General features: G+C 61.4%; 25 protein-coding genes, 1 pseudogene and 1 riboswitch. Of the genes and pseudogenes, 12 read left to right on the top strand and 14 right to left on the bottom strand.

Going from position 1 to position 23,539, the window contains the following annotated elements; genetic code table 11:
* Nucleotides 1-8: 8 nt before the first annotated feature.
* The 5 genes from WOB96_RS13670 (at nt 9) to hldE (ending at nt 5,126) form a co-directional block, all read left to right on the top strand.
* Nucleotides 9-797, top strand: coding sequence for a glycosyltransferase family 2 protein (locus WOB96_RS13670; RefSeq protein ID WP_341371856.1), 789 nt, complete (start codon nt 9-11; stop codon nt 795-797).
* A complete protein-coding gene (gene waaC / locus WOB96_RS13665; RefSeq protein WP_341371855.1) occupies nt 778-1,824 on the top strand; it encodes a lipopolysaccharide heptosyltransferase I in 1,047 nt (348 codons plus the stop codon). The genes WOB96_RS13670 and waaC overlap by 20 nt, the downstream gene beginning before the upstream one ends.
* Before the next feature lie 4 nt (nt 1,825-1,828).
* On the top strand, nt 1,829-2,518 hold the full coding sequence (locus WOB96_RS13660) for a tyrosine-protein phosphatase (protein WP_341371854.1): 690 nt from the start codon (nt 1,829-1,831) through the stop codon (nt 2,516-2,518).
* Nucleotides 2,519-2,613: 95 nt separating this feature from the next.
* Nucleotides 2,614-3,612: an ADP-glyceromanno-heptose 6-epimerase gene (gene rfaD / locus WOB96_RS13655; RefSeq protein ID WP_341371853.1), complete on the top strand. Its 999-nt coding sequence runs from the start codon at nt 2,614-2,616 to the stop codon at nt 3,610-3,612.
* A gap of 41 nt (nt 3,613-3,653) precedes the next feature.
* Nucleotides 3,654-5,126, top strand: coding sequence for a bifunctional D-glycero-beta-D-manno-heptose-7-phosphate kinase/D-glycero-beta-D-manno-heptose 1-phosphate adenylyltransferase HldE (hldE, locus tag WOB96_RS13650; protein WP_341371852.1), 1,473 nt, complete (start codon nt 3,654-3,656; stop codon nt 5,124-5,126).
* On the opposite strand, the gene WOB96_RS13645 is transcribed toward hldE, so the two are convergent.
* The gene (locus WOB96_RS13645; protein ID WP_341371851.1) at nt 5,123-5,497 is read right to left on the bottom strand and encodes a type II toxin-antitoxin system RelE/ParE family toxin; all 375 of its coding nucleotides are present in this window, start codon (nt 5,495-5,497) and stop codon (nt 5,123-5,125) included. The genes hldE and WOB96_RS13645 overlap by 4 nt on opposite strands.
* Nucleotides 5,494-5,775, bottom strand: coding sequence for a type II toxin-antitoxin system Phd/YefM family antitoxin (locus tag WOB96_RS13640; protein WP_341371850.1), 282 nt, complete (start codon nt 5,773-5,775; stop codon nt 5,494-5,496). Before WOB96_RS13640 ends, WOB96_RS13645 begins: the two co-directional genes overlap by 4 nt.
* Nucleotides 5,776-5,974: 199 nt before the next feature.
* Here WOB96_RS13640 and WOB96_RS13635 point away from each other — a divergent pair, with 199 nt between their 5' ends.
* From WOB96_RS13635 to WOB96_RS13615, 5 genes are all read left to right on the top strand, one after another.
* The gene (locus tag WOB96_RS13635) at nt 5,975-6,208 is read left to right on the top strand and encodes a type II toxin-antitoxin system Phd/YefM family antitoxin (protein ID WP_341371849.1); all 234 of its coding nucleotides are present in this window, start codon (nt 5,975-5,977) and stop codon (nt 6,206-6,208) included.
* Entirely contained in the window at nt 6,205-6,630 is a 426-nt protein-coding gene (locus tag WOB96_RS13630; RefSeq protein ID WP_341371848.1) for a type II toxin-antitoxin system VapC family toxin, read from the top strand. Before WOB96_RS13635 ends, WOB96_RS13630 begins: the two co-directional genes overlap by 4 nt.
* 14 nt (nt 6,631-6,644) lie before the next feature.
* On the top strand, nt 6,645-7,901 hold the full coding sequence (gene waaA / locus WOB96_RS13625) for a lipid IV(A) 3-deoxy-D-manno-octulosonic acid transferase (protein ID WP_341371847.1): 1,257 nt from the start codon (nt 6,645-6,647) through the stop codon (nt 7,899-7,901).
* 27 nt (nt 7,902-7,928) lie between these two features.
* A riboswitch (TPP riboswitch) is annotated at nt 7,929-8,027 on the top strand.
* 42 nt (nt 8,028-8,069) lie between these two features.
* Nucleotides 8,070-9,971: a phosphomethylpyrimidine synthase ThiC gene (gene thiC, locus WOB96_RS13620; protein WP_341371846.1), complete on the top strand. Its 1,902-nt coding sequence runs from the start codon at nt 8,070-8,072 to the stop codon at nt 9,969-9,971.
* A 64-nt stretch (nt 9,972-10,035) separates the two neighbouring features.
* Nucleotides 10,036-10,461 carry an ERCC4 domain-containing protein gene (locus tag WOB96_RS13615; RefSeq protein ID WP_341371845.1) on the top strand — a complete coding sequence of 142 codons (426 nt, stop codon included), beginning with the start codon at nt 10,036-10,038 and terminating at the stop codon, nt 10,459-10,461.
* Between the two features lie 35 nt (nt 10,462-10,496).
* Here WOB96_RS13615 and WOB96_RS13610 read toward each other — a convergent pair whose 3' ends face one another.
* The 8 genes from WOB96_RS13610 to WOB96_RS13575 form a co-directional block, all read right to left on the bottom strand.
* Nucleotides 10,497-11,060 carry a class I SAM-dependent methyltransferase gene (locus tag WOB96_RS13610; protein ID WP_341371844.1) on the bottom strand — a complete coding sequence of 188 codons (564 nt, stop codon included), beginning with the start codon at nt 11,058-11,060 and terminating at the stop codon, nt 10,497-10,499.
* A 188-nt stretch (nt 11,061-11,248) separates the two neighbouring features.
* Entirely contained in the window at nt 11,249-12,817 is a 1,569-nt protein-coding gene (purH, locus tag WOB96_RS13605) for a bifunctional phosphoribosylaminoimidazolecarboxamide formyltransferase/IMP cyclohydrolase (RefSeq protein WP_341371843.1), read from the bottom strand.
* Between the two features lie 99 nt (nt 12,818-12,916).
* Nucleotides 12,917-13,222 carry a helix-turn-helix domain-containing protein gene (locus WOB96_RS13600; RefSeq protein ID WP_341371842.1) on the bottom strand — a complete coding sequence of 102 codons (306 nt, stop codon included), beginning with the start codon at nt 13,220-13,222 and terminating at the stop codon, nt 12,917-12,919.
* 203 nt (nt 13,223-13,425) lie between these two features.
* Nucleotides 13,426-14,328, bottom strand: coding sequence for a 50S ribosomal protein L11 methyltransferase (gene prmA, locus WOB96_RS13595; RefSeq protein WP_341371841.1), 903 nt, complete (start codon nt 14,326-14,328; stop codon nt 13,426-13,428).
* Entirely contained in the window at nt 14,325-15,671 is a 1,347-nt protein-coding gene (accC, locus tag WOB96_RS13590; protein WP_341371840.1) for an acetyl-CoA carboxylase biotin carboxylase subunit, read from the bottom strand. The genes prmA and accC overlap by 4 nt, the downstream gene beginning before the upstream one ends.
* 3 nt (nt 15,672-15,674) lie before the next feature.
* Nucleotides 15,675-16,145 (bottom strand): acetyl-CoA carboxylase biotin carboxyl carrier protein, encoded by a 471-nt coding sequence (gene accB / locus WOB96_RS13585; protein WP_341371839.1) that lies wholly within the window; start codon nt 16,143-16,145, stop codon nt 15,675-15,677.
* 22 nt (nt 16,146-16,167) lie between these two features.
* Nucleotides 16,168-16,653, bottom strand: coding sequence for a type II 3-dehydroquinate dehydratase (gene aroQ, locus WOB96_RS13580; protein WP_341371838.1), 486 nt, complete (start codon nt 16,651-16,653; stop codon nt 16,168-16,170).
* Nucleotides 16,654-16,911: 258 nt separating this feature from the next.
* Nucleotides 16,912-17,673: a TerC family protein gene (locus WOB96_RS13575; RefSeq protein ID WP_341371837.1), complete on the bottom strand. Its 762-nt coding sequence runs from the start codon at nt 17,671-17,673 to the stop codon at nt 16,912-16,914.
* A gap of 194 nt (nt 17,674-17,867) precedes the next feature.
* Here WOB96_RS13575 and WOB96_RS13570 point away from each other — a divergent pair, with 194 nt between their 5' ends.
* Entirely contained in the window at nt 17,868-20,021 is a 2,154-nt protein-coding gene (locus tag WOB96_RS13570) for a SulP family inorganic anion transporter (RefSeq protein ID WP_341371836.1), read from the top strand.
* 11 nt (nt 20,022-20,032) lie between these two features.
* On the opposite strand, the gene WOB96_RS13565 is transcribed toward WOB96_RS13570, so the two are convergent.
* Together WOB96_RS13565 and WOB96_RS13560 are read right to left on the bottom strand one after the other, a co-directional pair.
* A complete protein-coding gene (locus tag WOB96_RS13565; protein ID WP_341371835.1) occupies nt 20,033-20,440 on the bottom strand; it encodes an SRPBCC family protein in 408 nt (135 codons plus the stop codon).
* Between the two features lie 8 nt (nt 20,441-20,448).
* Complete coding sequence (locus tag WOB96_RS13560; protein ID WP_341371834.1) at nt 20,449-20,655, bottom strand: type II toxin-antitoxin system VapB family antitoxin; 207 nt, start codon at nt 20,653-20,655, stop codon at nt 20,449-20,451.
* Between the two features lie 344 nt (nt 20,656-20,999).
* On the opposite strand from WOB96_RS13560, the gene WOB96_RS13555 reads away from it, so the two are divergent.
* Nucleotides 21,000-21,287: an XRE family transcriptional regulator gene (locus WOB96_RS13555; protein WP_341371833.1), complete on the top strand. Its 288-nt coding sequence runs from the start codon at nt 21,000-21,002 to the stop codon at nt 21,285-21,287.
* 128 nt (nt 21,288-21,415) lie between these two features.
* Here the strand turns inward: WOB96_RS13555 and WOB96_RS13550 are convergent.
* Together WOB96_RS13550 and WOB96_RS13545 are read right to left on the bottom strand one after the other, a co-directional pair.
* Nucleotides 21,416-22,003 (bottom strand): annotated as a pseudogene (locus tag WOB96_RS13550) (PaeR7I family type II restriction endonuclease); the annotation flags it as partial.
* Complete coding sequence (locus tag WOB96_RS13545) at nt 21,981-23,351, bottom strand: Eco57I restriction-modification methylase domain-containing protein (RefSeq protein WP_423229752.1); 1,371 nt, start codon at nt 23,349-23,351, stop codon at nt 21,981-21,983. The pseudogene WOB96_RS13550 and the gene WOB96_RS13545, both read right to left, overlap by 23 nt.
* Nucleotides 23,352-23,539: the final 188 nt, after the last annotated feature.

Raw genomic sequence — 23,539 nt, 5'->3', positions numbered from 1 at the left:
GTTCTTCTATGACGGGATTTGAAGCTCCTAATATAAGTATAGTTCTGATTGCTTTTAATGAAGAGAAACAAATTGGATCTGGCCTTCGTAGCATACTCTCTTTGTCACGGGACATTGTTGTGGTGGATTCTGGCAGTTGCGACGGTACAGTGTCGATTGCAAGGAACTTGGGAGCACGCGTATTTCAGCGCGAGTGGCCGGGCTTCGGCTTGCAGAAACAGTTCGCGGTGGAACAAGCACGTCATGATTGGGTTCTGGTGATGGATGCTGATGAAATTTTATTACCAGAATCTTTGTCCACAATACGGAAGGCACTTGCAGATAAGTCCTTGCCGGCGGGTTTCCGGCTGCCCCGGCGCAACTATCTTCATGACAAGCACATCCAATTCGGCGATTGGGGCCGCGATCGGGTACTTCGATTGGTAAATAGGCGGCAAGGGCATTTCACACCTGATCTCGTACACGAGCGTTGGGAGACTTCTGGCCGCGTGGCAGATCTGAACGCTCCGCTGGCCCATTATTCCTTTGAGAACTACAAAGCGATGCTGGCCAAACTCGATCACTATTCCGATCTGAATGCCGCCAGGCTGCTGGCCTGCGGCCGCCGAGTGCGCGCCCACGAACCGCTGGCCCATGCTGCGGCAGCTTTTCTCAAAGGGTATGTGGCGCGATTGGGTTTCCTGGATGGTACGGAAGGTGCAGCCATCGCGCTTACCTCGGCCTTGGGTTCCTTCATGAAATACGCCAAGGCCTTGGAAATGCAGAATCAACAGACTGATGAACGTGCTGCTCGTTAAGCTCTCCTCGCTTGGCGATGTCTTGCACCTTCTGCCGGCCTTGACCGATCTGCACCGCCGGATGCCGGGGCAACAGGTGGACTGGCTGGTGGAACCGGCTTTCGCCGAGATCCCTGCCTGGCACCCGGTGGTGCGGCATGTAATTCCTGTCGGCTTGCGCCGACTCAAGAAAACCTGGTGGGGTGCCCCTTCCATGCTTTTGCAACTGCGCAGAACCCTCGGCGCCCAAGATTACACGTATGTTGTCGATGCCCAAGGGCTGGTCAAGAGTGCGGTGCTGGCGCGTCTGGCCGGAGTGCCGGTGTTCGGGCTCGATGCTTCCAGTGCCCGCGAGTCGCTGGCCAGCCGATTCTACCAGCGCGGCTTTGCTGTCGAGCGCCATGAGCATGCCATTACGCGGAACCGGCAGCTTCTGGCGCAGGTATTTGACTACTCCCTGGATGACTTGCCGCTGGACTATGGTCTGGGTGCCTTCCGGAGGCAGTTGCGCGCCGGGCAGCGGGAAGATCTGGCAGGCTTTGTTGGTGAGCCCTTCATTGTGGGCCTGCATGGCACGACTTGGGACACCAAACACTGGCCAGAGCCGTACTGGCAGCAACTGGCCCGGCTTTGTGCCCAGGAAGGTTTGCGCTTACTCCTGCCCTGGGGCAATGCAGCCGAGCAGGCGCGCGCCCAACGGATCCAGCAGGTGAATCCTGGTAGCGTGATGGTCCTCCCGAGTCTGGATCTGCACAGGCTGGCCTGGTTGCTGGTTCGCGCTGAAGGGTTCGTTGGCGTGGATACCGGCCTGGCGCATCTGGCCGCCGCCCTGGATGTGCCTGGTGTATCTCTGTACGGCCCGACTGATCCTGTGCGCACCGGTGTGATGGGCCTTTCCCAGCATGTGCTGGCGGGGGCCACCCCCTGTGCGCCCTGTCTCAAGCGCCACTGCAATCAGCCCCGGACTGCCGAGGGTCTGGTTGCCTGTCAGGCGAGCCTTATGCCCGAAGCGGCCATGGCAGCGCTCAAGCAAGTTCGCGTAAACTAGGTACATGTCCATCAGACCTGAACTCAAACCCCTATCCGTTGTGCAGCGTCTGCGTGCCCATCTGCGCGTTTTCTTTGTGGATCACGGCATCTTTCGCAGCCTTTTCTACGCCAATCTGCATCGCTTTGGTCAGCATGCCTTTCGCTCCGCCCAGCCTTCACCCCGGCAGATTCAGAAGTGGTCACGCCGGCATGGTCTACGCAGCGTGGTCAGCATTCGCGGTAGCGGCTGGCATGAGGCACACATGCGCCTGGAGGCCGATGTCTGTGATCGGCTGGGGCTGCGGATGGAGTCCCTGCACGGTTTCGGCTCGCGTGACCTGCCGACCCGCGAGGACCTGAACCGACTTCAGCAGTTTTTTCAGAGCCTGGATCATCCGGTCCTGTTTCATTGCAAGTCCGGCGCGGACCGGGCCGGCTTTCTGAGCGTGCTCTATCTGCATCTGCACGAGGGCGTGCCACTGGAGCTGGCAATGCGGCAACTGCGGCTCTGGCCCTTTGGCCATATCCGGCAGGCCAATACCGGCATTCTGGATCACTTTTTTGATGCCTATCTCCAGTACCAAACGCGCCATCCCGAGGTCGATTTCATGACTTGGGTCAATACCGTGTATGATCGCGAGGCCCTGATGCGCGCTTTCCGGCCCCGCTTCAGCTTCAGTTGGATCACGGATCGTTTGCTACGCCGGGAGTGAGTGATTTCCGGTCTTGCCATAGTCCCGGCAACGGGTTGTAGCGCGAGGCATTGAGGGCAATTCTGGCTTTTCTTCAGCAATAGCAAGGATATTCCATGTACATAGTCACAGGCGGAGCCGGTTTCATCGGGGCCAATATCGTCAAGGGTCTGAACGCGCGCGGTGAACGCGACATCCTGGTGGTGGATGATCTGAGCAGCGGGGACAAATTCCGCAACCTGATGGACTGCGAAATCAGCGACTACGTCGACAAGGACCTTTTCCTGCAATGGCTGGAGAAGGGAAAGCTGCCCAATGCTGCGGCGGTGTTTCACGAAGGGGCCTGCTCCGACACCATGGAGCCGGACGGCCGCTACATGATGAACAACAACTATGAGTACTCCAAGACCCTGCTGGCCTGGTGTCAGGCGCAACGTGTGCCGCTGCTGTATGCCTCCAGTGCCTCGGTCTATGGCGCGGGAAGGATATTCGAGGAACGGCGTGAGCACGAGGCGCCGCTGAACGTGTACGGCTACAGCAAGTTCCAGTTCGATCAGTTCGTGCGCCGTGTGCTGCCAGTGGCCACTGCGCCCATTGTGGGCTTTCGATACTTCAACGTTTACGGCCCCCGCGAGCAGCACAAGGGCCGCATGGCCTCGGTGGCCTTTCATTTTTTCAACCAGATGCGTGAGCACGGGCGGGTGCGCCTGTTCCAGGGCAGCGATGGCTACGCCGATGGCGAGCAGCGCCGGGATTTCGTCTACATTGACGATGTGGTGAAGGTCAACTTCCACTTTCTGGAGAGGCCGGACCTGTCGGGTATATTCAACCTGGGCACCGGCCAGGCACAGAGTTTCAATGAAGTGGCGGTAGCGGTAGTCAACGCGGTCGATGCGCTCAGAAATCCTTCGAGCGGGTCGCGCGAATTGCAGGCCCTGCAGCAGGAAAAAATCATCGAATACATTCCCATGCCTGTCGCCCTGCATGGCAAATATCAGAGTTTTACCCAGGCCAGCATCTCGGCCCTGCGCGCAGCCGGTTATCAGGACAGTTTTCATCCCGTCCAGGAGGGTGTGATGCAATATGTCCGCTGGATGGATGCCCAGGCGCAATAAAGCTGGCGCAAGGCGCCGTATCGGCGTAGGTGGGAGATAACATGTTTGCCGATTACGAATCCGTGCTGAAGGTGGTCGATAGCGGTTTTGAACACCGGCGGGTACTGGTGGTGGGCGATCTGCTGCTCGATCGCTATATCTGGGGCGAGGTGCAACGCATCTCACCCGAAGCGCCGGTACCTGTGGTCAAGCTGAAACGCGAGACGGAGGCCGCCGGTGGCGCGGGCAACGTCGCTTTGAATCTGGCCCGCCTGGGCCTGCGCGTTAGTCTCGCGGGCTATGTCGGCGATGATCAGGAACGCCGCATGCTGATCCGCCTGCTGGAATCCGAGGGCGTGAATACCCAAGGTGTCGTGGTGCTCGACGATCGGCCCACCATCACCAAGACGCGCATCATTGGCGGCCACCAGCAGATGATCCGCTTCGACAAGGAAGAATGCCATCCGGTTGCAAGTGCCGCCGAGGCGATCCTGCTCGGCCGCATCGCAGAACAAATGGCCAATACAGACGGCGTGATCATCTCCGATTATGCCAAGGGCGTGCTGAGCCAGCATGTCTGCCGCGAGGTGATCGATCTTGCCCGTGCACGGGGCCTTCCCGTGCTGGTGGACCCCAAGGGGCAGGATTATGGCAAATACCGGGGTGCCACGGCCCTGACCCCCAATCTCAAGGAGCTGTCGGAAATCACCGGTGTTGCGGTCCAGGACAAGGAGACGCTGCTGCAAGCCGGCGATCGCCTCAGGATGGATCTGGGGCTCGATTTTCTGATTGCGACTCGCGGCGAGGAGGGGGCAAGCCTGTTGCAGCCCGATGGCGCCGTGCATGTCCCGGCTCAGGCCCGGGATGTCTTCGACGTCTCGGGCGCGGGCGACACCCTGATCTCCACGACCATGGCCGGCCTGCTGGCGGGGCTTGGCCGGGTCGATGCCCTGCATCTGGCTAATATCGCGGCCGGCGTGGTGGTCGGCAAGGTGGGCACGGTGCCGATCACCCGCGCGGAACTGGTCCAGGCCCTGCGTGTCGAGCAGAGTCTCGAGCATTCGAGCAAGCTGTATACGCTGGAACAACTGCAAAGACAGGTGGAGGAGTGGCGTGCCAAAGGCGAGCGGATCGTCTTCACCAATGGCTGCTTTGATCTGCTGCATGCAGGGCACGTGCTGCTGCTGCAGCGGGCGCGGCAGGAAGGGCATCGCCTGATCGTGGGGCTGAACAGCGATACCTGGGTGCGAACGCTGAAAGGCGAGGGGCGGCCCATCCTGCATCAGGATGACCGGGCCCATTTGCTGGCGGCGCTCGCCTCGGTGGACGCCGTCATTGTCTTTGATGAGGAAACCCCGACCAGCCTCATTCGCGCCCTGAAACCGGACATTCTGGTCAAGGGCGGCAACTATGCCGAGGATCAGGTCGTGGGTGCCCAGGAAATGCGGAACTGGAATGGCCGGGTGGTGATCATACCCTTGCTCGAAAACCTGAGCTCCAGCGACATCATCCGCAGAATACGGGGAGGGGCCTAGCGCCAGAAAGCCTGGAAATCGAAGGACAACTGGCGATGATGCTTGAGGGATAACAGGTATAGGTCGTGGCCGCGCAAGGCGTAAAGAAGCAAATAATCGTCGAAGGGGTATTCCCTGATCTCATCGACTGGAAAACTGGCAACCAGACCGCGCAACCTTGCCAGACCCTCGACGGAGAGCGGTTCGTGGGCCAGGAAGTCGCGACCCATTCTAGGAAACCTCTCCAGATTGGGTACCAGCTGCTCAAAAAGCAGGTCCAGCAGGTGGTCGAACCTTTTGGGCAAGTCTTTTTCAAGCAGGAAGGTTCTGATTTGCTCGAGATTCGTCTCCAGGTTACGGGTGACGTGAATGGTGACCTGGCTTCCCATCATTCACGCCCGTATTTGGCACGCAGCGACTCTATGCTGCTTAGCCGCCCTGCCTGTATGTCCGTCAACGCGGTGCTGACTTCCTGCAGTAATAGTAAATGGATGTGCTCTCGTTCGAGCCGATGGTAATAATCCAGACGGCTGGCATCGATCAGGGCGACGTATGCCTCGCCATTGCGGGTCACGATCTTTTCCCGGCCAGACTTTGCGGCTTCGGCAAGCTCCGTCAATCGAGAGCGCACTTGGCTGAAAGGCACGATATCAGAGGTGTCGATGCTCATGCTTACCTCCTTTTGTGAATAAATATGTAAATGAATACGTTAACGTAGCTTTCCGCCTGGGTCAAATACACCATTCCTCATGGCACCTTGATATCGGGCTGAGGACATGAGCTTTGGTGGGCGGGCAGCACATGCGCTATCAATAAGTGGTTTGTCCAGCCCCTTGGGTGTACAATGAATATGTACATAAGGAGCTGATATGGAAACCAGTATCAAGGAGGCGCGTGAGCATTTCCGAACCATGCTGGAACAGGTTGCCAGTGGGGAAGAGGTCATCATCACGCGACGAGGCAAGGCCGTAGCCCGCATCCTGCCACCCCTGTCCGGGCGACCGGCAGTGCCGGATCTGAGTGCTTTCCGGGAATCCCTGGAAATCCAGGGAGAAAGTCTGCGGACCGCGTTGCAGCGCAATCGGGCGGAGGAGCGCTATTGATCTATCTGGATACCAGCGCGCTCGTGCCCTACTACTATCCGGAACCGCTCAGCGCGCGGGTGCAACAGATACTGCAGGCGCAATCGCAGCGGGTGATCAGCGAAGCTGTGGAGGTCGAGCTGCATTCCGCCCTGGCTCGCAAGGTACGGGAGCATGCTCTGACCCCATCTGGCGCGCAACGCATTGCGACCTTGTTCCTCCGCCATGTCGAGGATGGCATCTTCTCACGCCTGAGTCTCCGTTCCGCGCATTACCGCCTGGCCCGGGAGTGGATCGGGCGCTTTGACTTGCCACTGCGTACGCTGGATGCCTTGCATCTGGCGACTGCGGCTTTCGAGAGCCTGCCGCTGGTGACCGCCGATGAGCAGCTCGCGCGTTCGGCCAGTATTTTGGGCATCGAAACCATTTTTCTTGTCGAATAAGTGATCTTGCCCGCGTGAACCGCACCCCCTACGCCTGGCTGCTGCGCCTGATCACCCCCCTGCTGCTGATCTATCTTGCCGGCCGGGCGCTGCTGGACCGCCGCTACCGCGACCGCTGGTGGCAGCGCTTCGGTTTCGTGCCGCGTGCCAGTGAGCCACCCATCTGGGTGCATGCCGTGAGCGTCGGCGAGTCCCTGGCGGCGGTCCCGCTGGTGCAGGCGCTGCGGGCGCGCTACCCGGAGCATCCCATCCTGATGACGACCGTCACGCCCACCGGCGCCGAAGTCGTGCAGCAGCGGCTCAAGGGTTTGGTGCGGCACGTCTATGCCCCCTATGACCTGCCCTTTGCCGTCAGGCGCTTTTTGAAGCGCAACCGCCCGCTGCTCGGCATCGTCATGGAGACCGAGGTCTGGCCCAACCTCTATCATGCGGCGGCCTGCCTGCGGGTGCCGATGGCGCTGGTGAACGCGCGCTTGTCGGACCGTTCGTCCAAGGGCTATCGGCGCTTTATCAAGTTGATCGGCCCGGCGCTCAGGGATCTGGCCCTGATTGCCGCCCAGAGCGAGGATGATGCCGCCCGTTTCCGCGCCCTGGGCGCCGGGAATGTCTACGTCACCGGCAATCTCAAGTTCGACCTGCCGGACCAGAGCGAGTCCTTCGTGCAGGGCCGCGCCCTGCGCCGGGCCTGGGGCGGACGACAGGTCTGGGTGTTCGGCTCCACCCATGAGGGCGAGGAGGCGCTGGCTCTGGATGTGCTGGACGGCTTGCGTACCCGTTTTCCGGATCTGCTGCTGGTGCTGGTGCCGCGCCATCCGCAGCGCTTCGAGGCCGTGGCGGCGCTGATCGAAGCACGCGGCCTGTCCTTCGTGCGCCATGGCCGCAAGGAGGTCCCGCAATCGCATCATGCCGTGCTGCTGGGCGATACCCTGGGCGAGCTGTCCGGTTTTTATGCCGCAGCCGACGTGGTGACTGTGGGTGGCAGCTTCGTGCCCGTGGGCGGGCATAACGTGCTGGAGCCCGCGGCCCTGGGCAAGCCGGTCAGCTTCGGTCCCTACATGCACAACTTTCGCGAGATCCGCGCCAAGCTGCTTGCGGCCGATGCCGGTATCGAGGTCCCGGATGCCCAGGCCCTGCAAAGACGCTTGCAGGACTGGCTGGCACAGCCGCAGGCCGCGCAGGCGGTGGGCGCGAACGGCATGGCCGTGGTGGACGCCAACCGCGGCGCCCTGGCCTGGACTCTGAAGCTCTTGCCCTTTCCTGATCGCGGTTGACAGCCTCCGCCCGCTTGGATACTTTGTCGGGTACGTTAGGGGAGCTCTTTGGGGCTGAGAGGCGCGAGCCGACCCTTTGAACCTGATCCGGGTCATGCCGGCGGAGGGAAACGGTCCAGTATCCTGGCTCGCCGGCATCCCTGCTTATCCATTCAGAAGGAGGCCGCGATGGCCACGCAACCCAATTATCTCCAGGTCGACGATCAGAAGCTTCACGCCATCAGTACCGGCCCGATGCCGGGCTCGCGCAAGGTCTATGTCCCCGGCAGCATCCATCCCGACATACGCGTGCCCATGCGCGAAATCGCGCAGAACCCGACCCGCGCCGGACATGGCGCCCAGGGGACGGCGGATGAGCCCAACCCCGCCATCACCGTGTATGACCCAAGCGGCCCCTATACCGATCCCGATGCCCGCGTCGATGTGCGCCAGGGGCTCGAAGCCGTGCGCGCGAGCTGGATCGAGGCGCGCAACGATACCGAGGTTCTGCCCGGCATCAGCTCCGATTACGGCCGCAGTCGGCTGGAAGATCCGGCCCTGGCCGCCCTGCGCCTGAGCCGCGCGCATCCGGTGCGCCGCGCCAGGGCTGGTGCCAATGTCACGCAGATGCACTATGCCCGCCAGGGCATCATCACGCCCGAGATGGAGTACGTCGCCATCCGCGAGAACCAGCGCATGGAGGCCCTGGCGGCGACCGCGCCGGAGCTTTTGAAGCAGCACGCCGGCAATCCCTGGGGCGCGAGCATCCCCAAAGTGATCACGCCCGAGTTCGTGCGCGACGAGATCGCCCGCGGGCGCGCCATCATTCCGGCCAACATCAATCACACCGAACTCGAACCGATGATCATCGGCCGCAACTTCCTGGTGAAAATCAACGCCAACATCGGCAACTCGGCGGTGGGATCGAGCATCGAGGAAGAGGTCGAGAAGCTGGTCTGGGCCATCCGCTGGGGCACGGACACGGTGATGGATCTTTCCACCGGCAAGAACATCCACGAGACGCGCGAGTGGATCATCCGCAATTCGCCGGTGCCGATCGGCACCGTGCCCATCTATCAGGCGCTTGAGAAGGTCAACGGCAAGGCCGAGGACCTGACCTGGGAGCTGTTCCGCGACACGCTCATCGAGCAGGCCGAGCAGGGCGTGGACTACTTCACCATCCATGCCGGCGTGCTGCTGCGTTACGTGCCCCTGACCGCCAAGCGCGTGACCGGCATCGTCTCGCGTGGTGGCTCGATCATGGCCAAGTGGTGTCTCGCGCATCACCAGGAGAATTTCCTCTACACCCATTTCGCCGAAATCTGCGAGATCATGAAGGCCTATGACGTGAGCTTCTCGCTGGGTGATGGCCTGCGGCCCGGCTCGATTGCCGATGCCAATGACGCCGCCCAGTTCGGCGAGCTGGAAACGCTGGGTGAGCTGACCAGGATCGCCTGGCAGCACGACGTGCAGGTCATGATCGAGGGGCCGGGCCACGTGCCCATGCACATGATCCACGAGAACATGACCAAGCAGCTCGAGCACTGCGAGGAAGCGCCTTTCTATACGCTCGGGCCACTGACCACCGACATCGCGCCCGGCTATGACCACATCACCAGCGCGATTGGCGCGGCCATGATCGGCTGGTACGGCACCGCCATGCTCTGCTACGTCACGCCCAAGGAGCACCTGGGCTTGCCCGATAAAAACGACGTGCGCGAAGGCGTGATCACCTACAAGCTCGCCGCCCACGCCGCCGATCTCGCCAAGGGACACCCCGGCGCGCAGATCCGCGACAACGCGCTCTCCAAGGCGCGCTTCGAGTTCCGCTGGGAAGATCAGTTCAATCTGGGGCTCGATCCCGAGAAGGCGCGTGAGTTCCATGACGCCACCCTGCCGCAGGAGGGCGCCAAGGTGGCGCATTTCTGTTCCATGTGCGGCCCGCACTTCTGCTCCATGAAGATCACCCAGGACGTGCGCGATTTCGCTGCCAGCCAGGGCGTGGCCGAGGCCGAGGCTCTGCAAAAGGGCATGGAGACCAAGGCGGTGGAGTTCGTGAAAACCGGCGCCGAGATCTACCGCAAGGTCTGATCTGGCGGCACACTGCGCTCAGGGCCGCCCCGGCGGCCCCGGAGCCCCCAGCATCGGAGACAAAATGAGCACGCCTGAATTCAGCATCCGTGTCGATACCCGCGAGCGCGGCAAGATCATCAAGAGCCTGGAAGCCATCGAGGGCCTGAGCCTGGCATTCGAGGAGATGGAGGTCGGGGACTACATATTGCCCAATGGCGTGGCCATCGAGCGCAAGTCATCCACCGATCTGATTTTGAGCGTGGTCGACAAGAGCATCTGGGGCAAGGTCGCGAAACTGCGCGAACAATATGCCAAGGTGATTTACATCATCGAGGGCGATCTCTATACCGCCCGTTTCCATCAGCAACCGATGGACATTCACCGGGCGCTGGCGCACATGGTGATTGCGCATGATGTCGCGGTGCTGCCCAGCCCGGATGCCGAGAACAGCGCCATGATGATATATCTGCTGGCGCTGGCGGCCCTGGAGCAGCCGCCGGGGGCCTGACAGAGCGGACAGGGTGCCCGCGCCTCAACGATCGTTCAGGCGCTCAGGGTCTTTGGTTCGCAGAAAAAGAGATGCGCCGGCGGGATGTTGAAGGGCTCGAAACTGCGTTGCACGCAGGCGAAGGTGCGCTCAAGATCCTGCAGCACCTTGGGCGAGAACTGATACACCAGGAAGCAGCCCCCCGGCGCCAGCACGGCATGTGTCGTGTACACGATGTTTTCGCGCACTTCGCGCGGCATGGTGCTGAAGGGAATGCCGGAAATCACATAATCCGCCTGCTGGTGGCCAAAACGCGCCAGAATCTCAGGCGTGTCCGCGGCCGAACCATGCACCACCTTCAGGCGTGGGTCCGGGAAGGCCGTCTGCAGATAGCGGACGAAGTCCGGATTGGTCTCGATCACGATCAGTTGGGCATCGGGCCGCATGCGCCGGAGAACCTCCGCGCTGATGTTTCCCACCCCGGGCCCATATTCTACCATCACACGCATGCGCGCCCAGTCCACGGGCTCGAGAATCTTGTTGATCAAAAAATTCGAACTGGGGATGAATGAGCCGAGCATCTTGGGATGCTTGACGAAATTACGTGCGAAAAGAAGCATTTGCTCACTGCGGGACGGTTGCTTTTCCAGCACGGACTAATCCTCATTAAGATCATGCGCGTTATCATTCACTTTTAGCGTGCGTGATCCAGCTTGTAAATACGGCTTGGGACAGTGGCGGATACAGGGCTGACGTGCAGGAAAAACGCCCGGCGGAGGCCGGGCGCAGAGAGTTGAAAGATCGGATTTCAGTGCTTGAAGTGGCGAACGCCGGTAAAGACCATGGCAATGCCGTGTTCGTTGGCTGCCTGGATCACTTCCTCGTCGCGGATTGAGCCGCCGGGCTGGATGATGGCCTTGACCCCGGCCTTGGCGGCGGCATCCACGCCATCGCGGAAGGGAAAGAAGGCGTCCGAAGCCAGGGCGCAGCCAGCGAGTTCATGACCGGCATCCTGGGCCTTCAGGGCGCCAAAGCGGGCGGCATCCACCCGGCTCATCTGTCCCGCGCCGATTCCTAGCGTCTGACCACCCCTGGCGTAGACAATGGCATTGGAGCGCACGTGCTTGACCACCGCCCAGGCAAAGCGCAGGTCTTCCAGTTCCTCGGCGGTCGGCTGGCGTTCGGTGACGACCTGAATGTCGGCATCACAAAGCCGGCGCAGGTCCATTTCCTGCACCAGCATCCCGCCGCGCACCCGTTTGAAGTCCCAGCCATTGCTGCCGGCTGCCCGCATGGCGCCGCTGGCCAGTACCCGCACATTCTTCTTGCTGCCGAGGATGGCGGCGGCCTCCGGGCTGATATCGGGCGCGATCACGGCTTCCATGAACTGTCGCAGCAAACCCTCGGCGGTGGCGCCATCGAGCGGCCGGTTGAAGGCGATGATGCCGCCGAAGGCGGACACCGGGTCGCCGGCGAAGGCGCGTTCATAGGCCTCCGCAAGATCCTTGCCAGTGGCCGCGCCGCAGGGATTGGCGTGCTTGATGATGGCGCAGGCCGGTTCCTCGAACTCCTGCACCAGGGCCAGGGCGGCGTCGAGATCGGCGACGTTGTTGTAGGAGAGTTCCTTGCCCTGGCGCTGATCGGCATTGGCGATGCTTGGGCCGTCGTAGGACGCCTCGCGGTAGAAGGCGGCGTCCTGATGCGGATTTTCGCCGTAGCGCATGGCCTGCACCCGCTCGAACTGCAGGTTCAGGGTATGCGGGAACTTGTCCGCGCTGCCATCGTTGCGGATGGTGCCGAGATAATTGGCGATGGCGCCGTCATAATGGGCGGTGTGCTCAAACACCTTGCGCGCCAGCTCGAAGCGCAGGGCCGCGCCGACGCCGCCACCCGATTTGCGCATCTCCTCGAGCACGCGCGCGTAGTCGCTGGCGTCCACCACCACGGTCACGGCCTGATGATTCTTGGCCGCCGCGCGCAGCATGGTGGGTCCGCCGATGTCGATCTGCTCGATGGCTTCCGCCAGGGTGCAGTCCGGTTTGGCGATGGTGGCCTCGAAGGGATAGAGATTGACCACCAGCAGGTCGATGTTGGGGATATCGTGCTCGGCCATCTGCGCCACGTGCTCGGGCAGATCGCGCCGGCCAAGCAGGCCGCCATGGATCTTCGGGTGCAGGGTCTTGAGCCGGCCATCCATCATCTCCGGCGAGCCGGTGTAATCGGCCACCTCGATGACCGGAATGCCGGCATCATTCAGCAGCTTCGCAGTGCCGCCGGTGCTCAGGATCTCGACCCCGAAACCCTGCAGGGCGCGGGCAAGTTCGACCACGCCGGTCTTGTCGGACACGCTGATCAGCGCGCGTTTGATCTCAGCCATTGTTCTTCCAGTAAAAAGCAAACGCCCGCAGGGGCGCGGGCAAAACGGGAAGTTTATTGCGAAGTGGGCAGGGGGGCAAGCCGGCCCGGCGTTCCGGCGCTAGGGGATTTGCTCGGGCATATGCAGATCGCTGTCGTCCAGGCCGTGTTCCTGCAGCTTCTTGCGCAGGGTGTTGCGGTTGATGCCGAGCCACTGCGCCGCCATGCCACGATGACCATTGCAGCGGCGCAGCACTTCCAACAGCAGGGGGCGCTCGACTTCCTGCAGGGTCAGGGCGTAGAGATTGCTCGGTGTCGTCTCGCCAAGATCAGCCAGATAACGGGCGATGGCCTGCTGGACGCATTCCGCGAGGCTGGGCGTCCGGTTATCCGCATCTTCGGTGGACAGTTCGATGATATTGAGCATGTCTGACTGCCTCTGACTGGTCTTTGGCGAACTAAGCAGGGCTGAAATTGCCGGTGATAGTCACCAGCAGGTGTGCATACCCAGTAGGGTAGCAATATAGGACCGAGCTCACCAGAGGAGCGGGATCTTCAGGGATACTCATGGCCAGAGTTCAACGGCAAACAGCGTCTGACACTGGGGCAACTGACTTCCATGCGACACTCTCAGGACTTGCGTGTTCCTTCCAGCCGGATCCACTCTTCCTGCTGGACGGGCGGGACCAAGGCAAAGCTTTTTTCATACGCGGCGGCGACCCAGTCAGCCTGTTCGGCGAGGATACCCGACAGCGCGAGTTGTCCGCCCGGGCGGCAGTGGCTGGCGAGTTCGGGCGCCAGTTCGCGCAGGGGGCCTGCCAGGATGTTGGCGACCAGCAGGTCCGGCTCCAGGTTGCCATGTTGTGCCATGAATTCCGCCGGCAGGCCCAGCCAGAGCCGGTCTTCAACGCCATTCATGCGCGCGTTTTCCCGCGCCACTTCCAGTGCCACCGGATCGGTGTCCACCCCAAAGGCTTCTTTTGCGCCCAGGAGCAGGGCGGCAATGGCGAGAATCCCCGAGCCACAGCCGTAATCAAGGACCAGCTCGCCACCTTGTACCTGCTGATCCAGCCACTCCAGGCAAAGCGTGGTGGTCGGATGGGCGCCGGTACCGAAGGCCTGCCCCGGGTCCAGGCGCAGCAGGATCTCTGCATTGGCGGGCGCATCCGACCAGGTCGGCAGCACCCAGAGCCGCTTGCCAAATTGCCTTGGCTGAAACTGCGCCTGGGTCAGGGCCACCCAGTCCTGTTCCTGCAGGATCTCAAAGCTCGGTGTGCCCTCGAAACCGGGGATGGCTTCCCGCAGGCAGGCAAGCACCTCGGCTTGCTGGTGCTCCGCCGGATCAAACAGGGCCACGAGAATGCCGCGGGTCCAGGTCTCACCCTCCTCGAACACCGGCTCGTCACCGGCGTCCTCAAGACTCACCGCCAGGGCGCCGCAGTCAAACAGGGCGCCTTCCAGCGCCTCCTGTTCTGCCTTGCCGATCTCCAGCCGGAGCTGGAGCCACTGCCGCGGACCCTCTGTTGCGCTCACAGGGACAGCAATCCTTCCAGGTAGTGGATGTTCACTCCTCCCTGAATATAGCCGGTTTCGTTCAGAATGCGACGATGCAGGGGGATGGTGGTCTTGATGCCGTCTACCACGAGTTCCTGCAGGGCGCTGCGCATCCGTGCCAGGGCCTCGTTGCGATCCTTGCCGTGGGCAATGAGCTTGCCGATCATGGAATCATAGTAGGGCGGGACCGAGTAGCCGGCATAGATATGCGAATCCACCCGGATGCCCGGCCCTCCCGGCGTATGATAGCCAGTGATGCGCCCCGGCGAGGGGACGAACTTCTCCGGGTCCTCGGCATTGATGCGGCATTCGATGGCATGGCCCTGAAAGCGCACATCATCCTGGCGCACCGAGAGCGGCAGGCCAGCGGCAATGCGGATCTGTTCCTTGACGATGTCGATGCCGGTGATCATCTCGGTGACCGGATGCTCGACCTGCACGCGGGTATTCATCTCGATGAAGTAGAACTTGCCGTCGCGGGTATCCATCAGGAACTCGAAGGTGCCCACGCCGCGATAATTGATGCGCTTGCAGGCCTTGACCACCACCTCGCCCATCTGCCGGCGCACCTTTTCCGTGATGCCGGGAGCGGGCGCTTCCTCGATCACCTTCTGGTGGCGGCGCTGCACCGAGCAGTCACGCTCGCCCAGGTGAATGACATTGCCGTGCTCGTCGGCCAGCACCTGGAACTCGATGTGGCGCGGCGTCTCCAGGAACTTCTCCATATACAGCATGGGATTGCCGAAGGCCTTGCTGGCCTCGGCGCGGGTGAGGTTCACCGAGCTGATGAGGTTGGCCTCGGTATGCACCACGCGCATGCCGCGTCCACCGCCGCCACCGGCGGCCTTGATGATGACCGGATAGCCGACCTCGCGGCCCAGCCGGCGGATTTCATTCTCGTCATCGGGAAGCGCCCCGTCCGAGCCCGGCACGCAGGGCACGCCGGCGGCCTTCATGGCGGCCTTGGCGGCGACCTTGTCGCCCATCAGCCGAATGGTTTCGGGGCGCGGTCCGATGAACACGAAGCCGCTTTTCTCCACGCGCTCGGCGAAATCGGCGTTTTCACTCAGAAAGCCGTAGCCAGGGTGGATGGCCTCGGCATCGGTGACCTCGGCTGCGGCAATCACCGAAGGTACGTTGAGGTAACTCTTGTCGGAAGGGCCGGGGCCGATGCAGACGGACTCGTTGGCGAGCTTGACATGGGTCAGGTCGCGGTCGGCCTCGGAATGTATGGCCACGGTCTTGATGCCCAGCTCGCGGCAGGCACGCTGGATGCGCAGGGCGATTTCGCCCCGGTTGGCGATGACGATCTTGTCAAACATGATTCAACCGTTGACGTCGATGACGAACAGCGGCTCGCCGTATTCCACCGGCTGGCCGTTTTCCGCGAGGACCTTGACGATGCGGCCACTCACGTCGGCTTCGATTTCGTTGAGGAGTTTCATGGCCTCGATGATGCAAAGCGCCTGGCCGCTCTTGACCAGATCGCCTTCCTGCACGAAGGGCTCGGCCTCGGGCGAGGGAGAACGATAGAAGGTGCCGACCATGGGGGATTTGACCACGTGTCCGGTGATGTCGATGCTGGCCGAAGCAACGCCTGCGGCCGGCTGTACGGCAGCGGGCACCACGCCCTGCACCGGTCCCGGCATGGGTGCGTAGACCGGCGCTGCCTGCATCGGCGCGGCCGGCGTGCCGCGGCAGATGCGGATACGCTGCTCACCTTCGCTGAACTCGAACTCGGTCACGTCCGAATCTTGGAGAATTTCCACCAGGCGCTGAATCTTGCGAATGTCCATGATTTTCTCGGATTAAGGATAATTATTGGGGAGATCGTGCCTGGAGCCAGTGTCTGGCGGCATCCAGGGCCAAAACATAACTATGGGCGCCGAAGCCGCTGATCACGCCCAGGGCGAGATCCGAAAAGTACGACTGGCGGCGGAAGGGCTCCCGCGCGTGTACGTTCGACAGGTGCACCTCGATGAAGGGAATGGCCACGCCGGCCAGGGCATCTCGCAGGGCCACGCTGGTATGCGTAAAGGCCGCGGGATTGATGATGATGCAATCGGTGTTTTCACGCGCGGCATGAATGCGCTCGATCAGGGCATGCTCGGCATTGCTCTGGAAGCTGCTCAGCGACAATTGCCAAGCCGCGGCCTGGCGCTGCAGCATCTCATCGATCTCCGCAAGCGTCTGCCGGCCATAGTGGCCAGGCTCGCGGATACCGAGGAGATTGAGGTTGGGACCATGCAGGACCAGGATGCTGCCCCTGTCCGCGCGATTCGCCTGTTGTGCCTCGTGCGCCAATGCCTCTCCCATCCGTGCCCGACCCGCCCGGCACCAAGCTCGGCCGTGCCGGCCCCCCTTGCCACCGCATGAGCGAATCCCGTTGTTCAAAAAGTACTTTATAGCAGATATTGACGTGGCTGCTGATCAGCGACGCCTAGCTGTCGGCAAGTCTGCCGTAATGGCCGGGAAAGGTCCAGCACCTGACCGTTTTGGCTTAACGAATCGCCCTGGCCAAGGTGATGAAGCGGGCCGGGGGGTCCAGCCTGCCCGGTGCGATCATTCCCCCTGATCCAGCCTGTTGGCGTCATGCATCTGCACGGGAACCGACTTTTTCCTGAGCCGGATGTTCAATAGCTCGACCACGGTCGCAAAGGCGATGGCTGAATAGACGTAGCCCTTGGGAATATGAAAATCAAAGCCATCGGCGATCAGCACCGTGCCGATCAGCAGCAGAAAGCTCAGGGCCAGCATCTGGATGGTCGGATGCTTCTCGACAAAGTTGCCGACTGGATTGGCAAAGATCACCATCACGCCCACTGCCACCAGCACGGCCAGGATCATGACCTCCAGGCGATCCACCATGCCAATGGCGGTGATCACCGAATCCAGCGAGAACACCACATCCAGCATGAGAATCTGCAGGATGGCACCGGCAAAGCCGATCTGGGCGGCCACGCTGCGCTCGCCGTGACCCGGTCCTTCCAGCTTGTCGTGCATCTCCATCGCGCTTTTCACGATCAGGAATGCGCCACCGGCAATGAGGATGATGTCGCGCCAGGAAATGGCATTGCCGAAGACCTCGAACAAGGTCGCGGTCAACCCGATGATCCAGGCCAGCGAAAAGAGCAGCATGATGCGGGTGATCGCGGCGAGTGCAATGCCGAGGCGCCGGGCCGAAACCCTTTGATTTTCCGGAAGCTTGCCGGTGACGATCGAGATGAAGATGATGTTGTCGATGCCGAGCACGATCTCGAGCGCGGCAAGGGTTGCCAGCGCGAGCAACAGCTCCGGGCTGGTGAAGATATCCATAAATTCCATGGTTTGTACCCTTTCTGTTTTCTTGTCAGTACAGCGTCCAGGTCCGGGAAGATTGTGGAGTGCCGGCAAGACGAAGTAAAGTCCGGAAAGTCTGGCAAAAGTATGGGCAGTCTGGCCGCATCCTCGGCGTGTCTGACCTATAATTGCATGCAGTTTTTACTTTTTGAAATGCAACACGGAATTTCTGGATAACAATGAAGGTATTGCAAACCGCGTTTCCTTTCCTGGCATGGCTGCCCCAGATGCGCAGCTCCCTGCGCGTTGACCTCGTGGCTGGCATTACCGTCGCGCTCATCCTGGTGCCGCAGTCCATGGCCTACGCGCAGCTTGCGGGTCTGCCCGTCGTCTACGGTCTCTACGCCTCCTTCGTGCCGGTGATCGTCGGGGCGCTCTGGGGCTCCTGTCCGCAGTTGCACACGGGCCCGGTCGCCATGCTGTCCCTGCTGTCCGCTGCCGCCGTGATTCCGCTGGCCGCGCCCGGTAGCGTCACTTACATCGAAATCTCGATCCTGCTTGCGCTCATGGTGGGCATCCTGCGCCTGGGACTCGGACTGGCCCGCCTGGGGCTGCTGGTCAACTTCGTGTCGAGCCCGGTCATGGTCGGCTTTACCAATGCCGCGGCGCTGATCATCGGCTTGTCGCTGCTCAACCAGATCATCGGCGTGCCGATGCCGCGCAGCGACTTCTATCTGGCCGACCTCTGGGGCGTCATCTCGCAGCTGCCGCAGACGCACCTGCCCACCCTGGCGTTCGCCGCTGGGACCTGGGCCTTGATCTGGTGGCTCGGTCGGGTCGCCCCGCGCCTGCCCGTGCTCCTGATCGCGGTGGTCCTGGCGACGGCGGTGAGTGCCTTCATCGGTTTTGAGCGCCGGGTCGAGGTGCCGTCCACGGCCATTATGGACAGGCAGGCTGCGGCGCTGATCGAAGGATATCGCCAGACAGCAGCGAAGATAGATGCCCTCAACGCGGCAGCAGCGGCCAAGGGCGCGGAGCTCACGGCCTTGCTGAAAGCCGGTGACGAGCTTCGGGATCCAATGCATGCCATGCGGGTCGAGAATGAAATCGAGTTGCTGCGTGCGCAAGCCAAGCTGCTGCGCGGCGACAACGATCAGCGGCGGGTACGCCTCCACGCCATTCCGCTCGAACGCGTCGATGCCGGCGGGGTGATGCGTTTCCATCGCGCCGGCAGCCTCCCCGAGGGCGCGCCCAAGCTTGGCCGTAACTGGCACTTCGACGGGGTCAAGCAGGGCGGCATCGTGCTTTCCGCGGGCGGTGTCGTGGTGGGCGATATCCCCCAGGGGCTGCCGACCTTCGATGCACCGAAGATTCACTGGGATGTGCTGCTGCCGCTCCTGCCATCCGCCCTGGTGATGGCGCTGATCGGTCTGATGGAAGCGGTTTCCATCTCCAAGGCGATTGCCGCCAAGACCCGGCAGCGCGTCGACATCAATAAGGAGATCATCGGCCAGGGGCTGGCAAACACCGTGGGCAGCTTTTTCGGGGCCTATGCCGTGAGCGGTTCCTTCTCGCGTTCCGCCGTGGCCGCCCGCGCCGGGGCGCGCACCGGGTTCTACGCCATCATCAGCGCCATGGCCGTCGTTCTGGTACTGCTGTTCTTTACGCCGCTGCTGCACCACCTGCCCCAGGCAGTGCTGGCGGTGATCGTGATGATGGCGGTATTCGGACTGATCCGGGTCAAGCCACTGATCCATGCCTGGCGCGTGGACCGCAGTGGTGCTGTGATTGGCATTGCGACTTTTGTGGCCACCCTGTTCATGGCGCCATCCATTGCCAATGGCATCCTGCTTGGCGTGCTGCTGACAGCAGTCGCCTTCCTCTTCAAGACCATGAAGCCGCGCGCCGAAATCCTCGGCAGGCGTGAGGATGGCGTGCTTGCCGGCCTAGATACGCACGGCCTTGAGCCTCTGAGCGAGCGGGTGGTGCCCATCCGCTTCGATGGTTCCCTGGTGTTCGCCAACGTGGCCTACTTTGACGACATCGTTCTGGAAGCAAGAGCACGTTTCCCGAAGGCCGACACCCTGCTGATCGTCGGCAGCGGCATCAACCACATCGATGCCACGGGCGAGGAGAAGATTCGGGAAGTCGCGCAGATCTTGCGCGAGTCGGGAGTGACGCTCGCTTTCAGCGGACTCAAGAAGCAGGTACGCGTTGCTTTCCAGGCTGGCGGGCTTGAGGAACTGCTGGGCAAGGAAAATCTCTACGACAGCAAGGACCAGGCCCTGCGCGTGCTGCTGGCGCGTGCGGATCGGGAAGCGTCTGTGGCGGATGGAGGGTTGCCGGCAGTCGGGCAGCCAGTTAGTAGCGCGGGCTGCCGGCGTCTAGTTTGAGCGCCAGGCGGTTACCGCATGGCCTCAACGTAACGCGCGAAGTTGTTGAGAATGGCCTGCCAGCCTTGCTGTTGCTGCTCGGTGGAAAACGTCGTTTCGCTGTCGAAGGTGACGCGCACCCTGACACCTTCCGGGCTATCGGCAAATTCGACTTGCGCCGTCCGATCGCCAAAGGAATACTCAATCAGCTCGTGCTCTACGATTCTGGTATAGGTTCCGGCGAAATCAAACCCCATGCTGCCGTCCTTTGCCTCCATGCGCGAGCAGAAGGCACCCCCAACGCGCAGATCCACACTGGCCGCGGTCGTGTGCCAATCTTCGGACGCGGTATTCCACTGCTTGATGTGCTCGGGTGTCGTGTAGGCACGCCAGACTTGCTCGATGGGTGCTGCGACAGTGGTTTCAACGCTGATTTTCATGGAATGCCTCAATAGCTGTCCTGCCGCTGATTTTTCCGCCGGGATACTGGTTTCAGTCGCGGCTCACTGCCGCCCAGCCGCGCCAGTCGCCGGGCACTCTCGCGTTCGATCAGGGCGCGCAATCCTTCCTGTACCAAAGCGGTTTTCTCGGTCATACCGGTGATGCGTTGAGCTTCGTTCAGCAACTGGTCATCGATATTCAGGGTCGTACGCATGGGAAGGGGCCTCTCTCCGGGAGGGGATACCTCAAGGATATATCAGATGTTGTTTTCGTGCCTACAGATCGGGAGCCTGGCTTAGCCCTTGTGAAGACACAGGCCGGTATTGCGTCGCTCCGCCCGCCATGCTGGCTACCTTCTTTGGATGTGTTGATGTCGTGTACCAAAGATGGTACATTCATACCCATGAACCCGCCTATCCTGGATGTCCGATTCTACCGCACAGAAGTAGGCGCCGAACCGGTACGTGAGTGGCTGAAGGCACTGCCCGCTGCCGACCGCAAAATCATTGGTGAGGATATCAAGACGGTACAATTCGGCTGGCTGCGGAGGAACCAACGATGAGCGAGCAGCACATCGGCAGTAGCTTTGACGACTTTCTGGCAGAAGAGGCCATGCTCGAAGAGGTGACCGCGGTGGCGGTCAAGCGGGTGATCGCCTGGCAGATCGCCCAGGAGATGAAGGCGCAGCACCTGACCAAAACCGAGCTGGCTGCCAAGATGCACACCAGCCGGGCAGCACTCAACCGCCTGCTGGATGAAAAGGACACCAGCCTGACCTTGACCACACTGGCCGGCGCGGCGGCAGCGCTCGGCAAAAAGCTGAAGATCGAACTGGAACCCGCCTGAACAGGCTCCAACTCATGCCGCCCGATCGCGCCCCGGCGCATGGCGGTCGGTGCAGCCACCCTGCTTGAGCCGTTTTTGCAGAGCGTGTTGTCCTGTGCTTAGCGCTGATTGAAGTGTCTCAGCTTGAGCTATCCCAGACGTGCCGCTTCGGCCGCTATGTGGCCCGCAAGCGCAGTGACAAAGGTCTTGAGGCCCGTCATCGGCGATAGCTCCGTAAACTCTCCCGTTTTTACTGCGCTCCTGGGTGAAGCTATAACCGCCGCTGTCGTATACAACTGTTCCTGGATGAGCCGTTGGCACAACAGTTCGTACCGCTTGAGGTATGATGCGCCCTTGAACTCCTCGAAGACTGGAAAATGAGGAGAACTGTCCCTGACCGGTGATCGGGATTGCGGGGCATCTTCAACAAGCATCAGCCAGCCGGCGAAGGGGCGGGGTTGTTTACCGAAAGCGCGCTCGCGGTAAGCGGTCCAGAAATCGTGTGCGGTGCCTATGGCTTCTTCCGTTCGGTTGTTGAAATTATTGCCGAAGGACGGGCCTACCTGACTCTTCAGCTCGATGGCGGCAATCAGCTCCCCTTGATGGATCACGAGCAGATCCCACAATTTTGTCGGCCGGAAGTAGCCTGGCAGGGTTAAGACGGTACGACTTTGGTGGATCTGCGCATGCGCAAGCCCGTTTGCCCGCACGAGATCAAGCACCAGGGCAATAAAGCCCCTCGGGAGTCAGGTCGTAGAGCCTGAATACAGCTTTATTGCAGGCTTGCAAGTCCCGGCTCTCGGCTGCTTCCTTGAGCGCCTGCCGCAATGCCTCGGGGACCGCCTGCCAGTGGGGAATGCGGATGCGCCGCAGGTATTGGGCCTGAAAGCGCAAGTATCCCCCGCGCATCTTTGTCGAGTAGCTGGTAATGAAAAGGCGGGCGATATCGGACAGGAGTACGGCCTGCAAGGCGCGCAGCTCCCAAGTGTGCGAGATGACATAGTATAGATTATGATGCGGATACAATTCGCCACGCTCGAACACGATATGCGCCTCACCCTTGATGTCCGGGATCAGAAGCTTCGGCATGGATGCGAGGGCCGGGTGGATGCGGTCGATAGTGCGATACCAATTGGCCGGGTTCTTTTGGGCGCAATGGCGGCCCGCAATGATATCCTTGCGTGCTTCAAGGTAACGATGCAGGCGTGGATAGGCCCGCAGATCGACCAAGCCGCCATCCTCCGCAAACGGGTTGATAACCCCCTGGCCGCGCCACCGTACCTCGCCGCTCATGATGTCCCGCGTGGTGACCAGTGGCAGTTTGCGATCCGACTCGACATCCAGCGCATCGTAGTTCCCAATGAACGCCTGATCCGCCCCGGTTGCCACACCAATACCGACCTTGCAGGATGCCTCCTCCAGCGTGGGAAACTGCTGTTCCAGCCGTCGGATCAACGCCATCTGATCCGATGATTCGAGTATCCAGGGCTCGGCCTTGCGGGCAACGCAGACCTGCTCCCGCACGGGGCCGTCCTGGAGGAGCTGATGCGCCTTCAGGTCTTTTGCCAGATCGGCCAATGTTCCACGATCCAGTGAGGGACGATGCGCAATGCGGGTAGGGCCGGATTTTTCGCGGCTGATGACGGTAATCGCCGGGTAGGCACTGACTTCACTATGAAATGCGTCCGTACCTACCATGTCCACATATACTTTCAGATGGAACTGATCGGCGACGAGCTCGCGCAAGGGCCCGCCGTAACGGTTCTTCATCCAGCGGTCGGCACAGATGAAGCTCAGGTTGCCGCTCTCCGCAAGCAGCCGCAGCGAACGTTCGATGAATGGAATGTAAAGGTCCGCCCGGTCATACAAGGTCCGATAACGACGTCGATACTCGACCAGCAAGGGCGCGGGAATCAGCTCCTGCCGCACATAGGGCGGGTTGCCGACCACAAAGTCGAAATTCCCTTCCAGCGCGGTGAGCAGGAAATCGTCCTGAATCAACCATTGATCAGCGAGAGCAGTGGCATCCTCTGTGGTGATGCTTTCTTGCCTTAAGCGCTGGATTACGGCTGACCGGGTGTTCACGAAGCTCTCTCGGTGCAACTCGACTGCCCGAATAGCTGGCCCTAGATCATCCAGTGCCGCTCCTGGATGACCGCCAGCGGCCTGCCATGCTGCCAAAAGCCGTCCAATGGCCGGCAACAGGAAGTCGCCGTCCCCAAAGGACGGCTCCAGCAGCCGCTTTTGATGCAGGGGCTGGTCCTCGGTATAGC

This window comes from Thermithiobacillus plumbiphilus, from assembly GCF_038070005.1.
In the GTDB taxonomy this organism is placed as follows: domain Bacteria; phylum Pseudomonadota; class Gammaproteobacteria; order Acidithiobacillales; family Thermithiobacillaceae; genus JBBPCO01.
Note: the sequence above shows the minus strand (reverse complement) of the source record. Positions and strands in the feature narration are given on the sequence as shown.

Bases quoted from the DNA above. Each gene is read 5' to 3' on its own strand.
- WOB96_RS13670 (WP_341371856.1), top strand. From the start codon at position 9: ATGACGGGATTTGAAGCTCCTAATATAAGTATAGTTCTGATTGCTTTT.
- waaC (WP_341371855.1), top strand. From the start codon at position 778: ATGAACGTGCTGCTCGTTAAGCTCTCCTCGCTTGGCGATGTCTTGCAC.
- WOB96_RS13660 (WP_341371854.1), top strand. From the start codon at position 1,829: ATGTCCATCAGACCTGAACTCAAACCCCTATCCGTTGTGCAGCGTCTG.
- rfaD (WP_341371853.1), top strand. From the start codon at position 2,614: ATGTACATAGTCACAGGCGGAGCCGGTTTCATCGGGGCCAATATCGTC.
- hldE (WP_341371852.1), top strand. From the start codon at position 3,654: ATGTTTGCCGATTACGAATCCGTGCTGAAGGTGGTCGATAGCGGTTTT.
- WOB96_RS13645 (WP_341371851.1), bottom strand. From the start codon at position 5,497: ATGATGGGAAGCCAGGTCACCATTCACGTCACCCGTAACCTGGAGACG.
- WOB96_RS13640 (WP_341371850.1), bottom strand. From the start codon at position 5,775: ATGAGCATCGACACCTCTGATATCGTGCCTTTCAGCCAAGTGCGCTCT.
- WOB96_RS13635 (WP_341371849.1), top strand. From the start codon at position 5,975: ATGGAAACCAGTATCAAGGAGGCGCGTGAGCATTTCCGAACCATGCTG.
- thiC (WP_341371846.1), top strand. From the start codon at position 8,070: ATGGCCACGCAACCCAATTATCTCCAGGTCGACGATCAGAAGCTTCAC.
- WOB96_RS13615 (WP_341371845.1), top strand. From the start codon at position 10,036: ATGAGCACGCCTGAATTCAGCATCCGTGTCGATACCCGCGAGCGCGGC.
- WOB96_RS13610 (WP_341371844.1), bottom strand. From the start codon at position 11,060: ATGCTTCTTTTCGCACGTAATTTCGTCAAGCATCCCAAGATGCTCGGC.
- purH (WP_341371843.1), bottom strand. From the start codon at position 12,817: ATGGCTGAGATCAAACGCGCGCTGATCAGCGTGTCCGACAAGACCGGC.
- WOB96_RS13600 (WP_341371842.1), bottom strand. From the start codon at position 13,222: ATGCTCAATATCATCGAACTGTCCACCGAAGATGCGGATAACCGGACG.
- accC (WP_341371840.1), bottom strand. From the start codon at position 15,671: ATGTTTGACAAGATCGTCATCGCCAACCGGGGCGAAATCGCCCTGCGC.
- accB (WP_341371839.1), bottom strand. From the start codon at position 16,145: ATGGACATTCGCAAGATTCAGCGCCTGGTGGAAATTCTCCAAGATTCG.
- WOB96_RS13575 (WP_341371837.1), bottom strand. From the start codon at position 17,673: ATGGAATTTATGGATATCTTCACCAGCCCGGAGCTGTTGCTCGCGCTG.
- WOB96_RS13570 (WP_341371836.1), top strand. From the start codon at position 17,868: ATGAAGGTATTGCAAACCGCGTTTCCTTTCCTGGCATGGCTGCCCCAG.
- WOB96_RS13565 (WP_341371835.1), bottom strand. From the start codon at position 20,440: ATGAAAATCAGCGTTGAAACCACTGTCGCAGCACCCATCGAGCAAGTC.
- WOB96_RS13560 (WP_341371834.1), bottom strand. From the start codon at position 20,655: ATGCGTACGACCCTGAATATCGATGACCAGTTGCTGAACGAAGCTCAA.
- WOB96_RS13555 (WP_341371833.1), top strand. From the start codon at position 21,000: ATGAGCGAGCAGCACATCGGCAGTAGCTTTGACGACTTTCTGGCAGAA.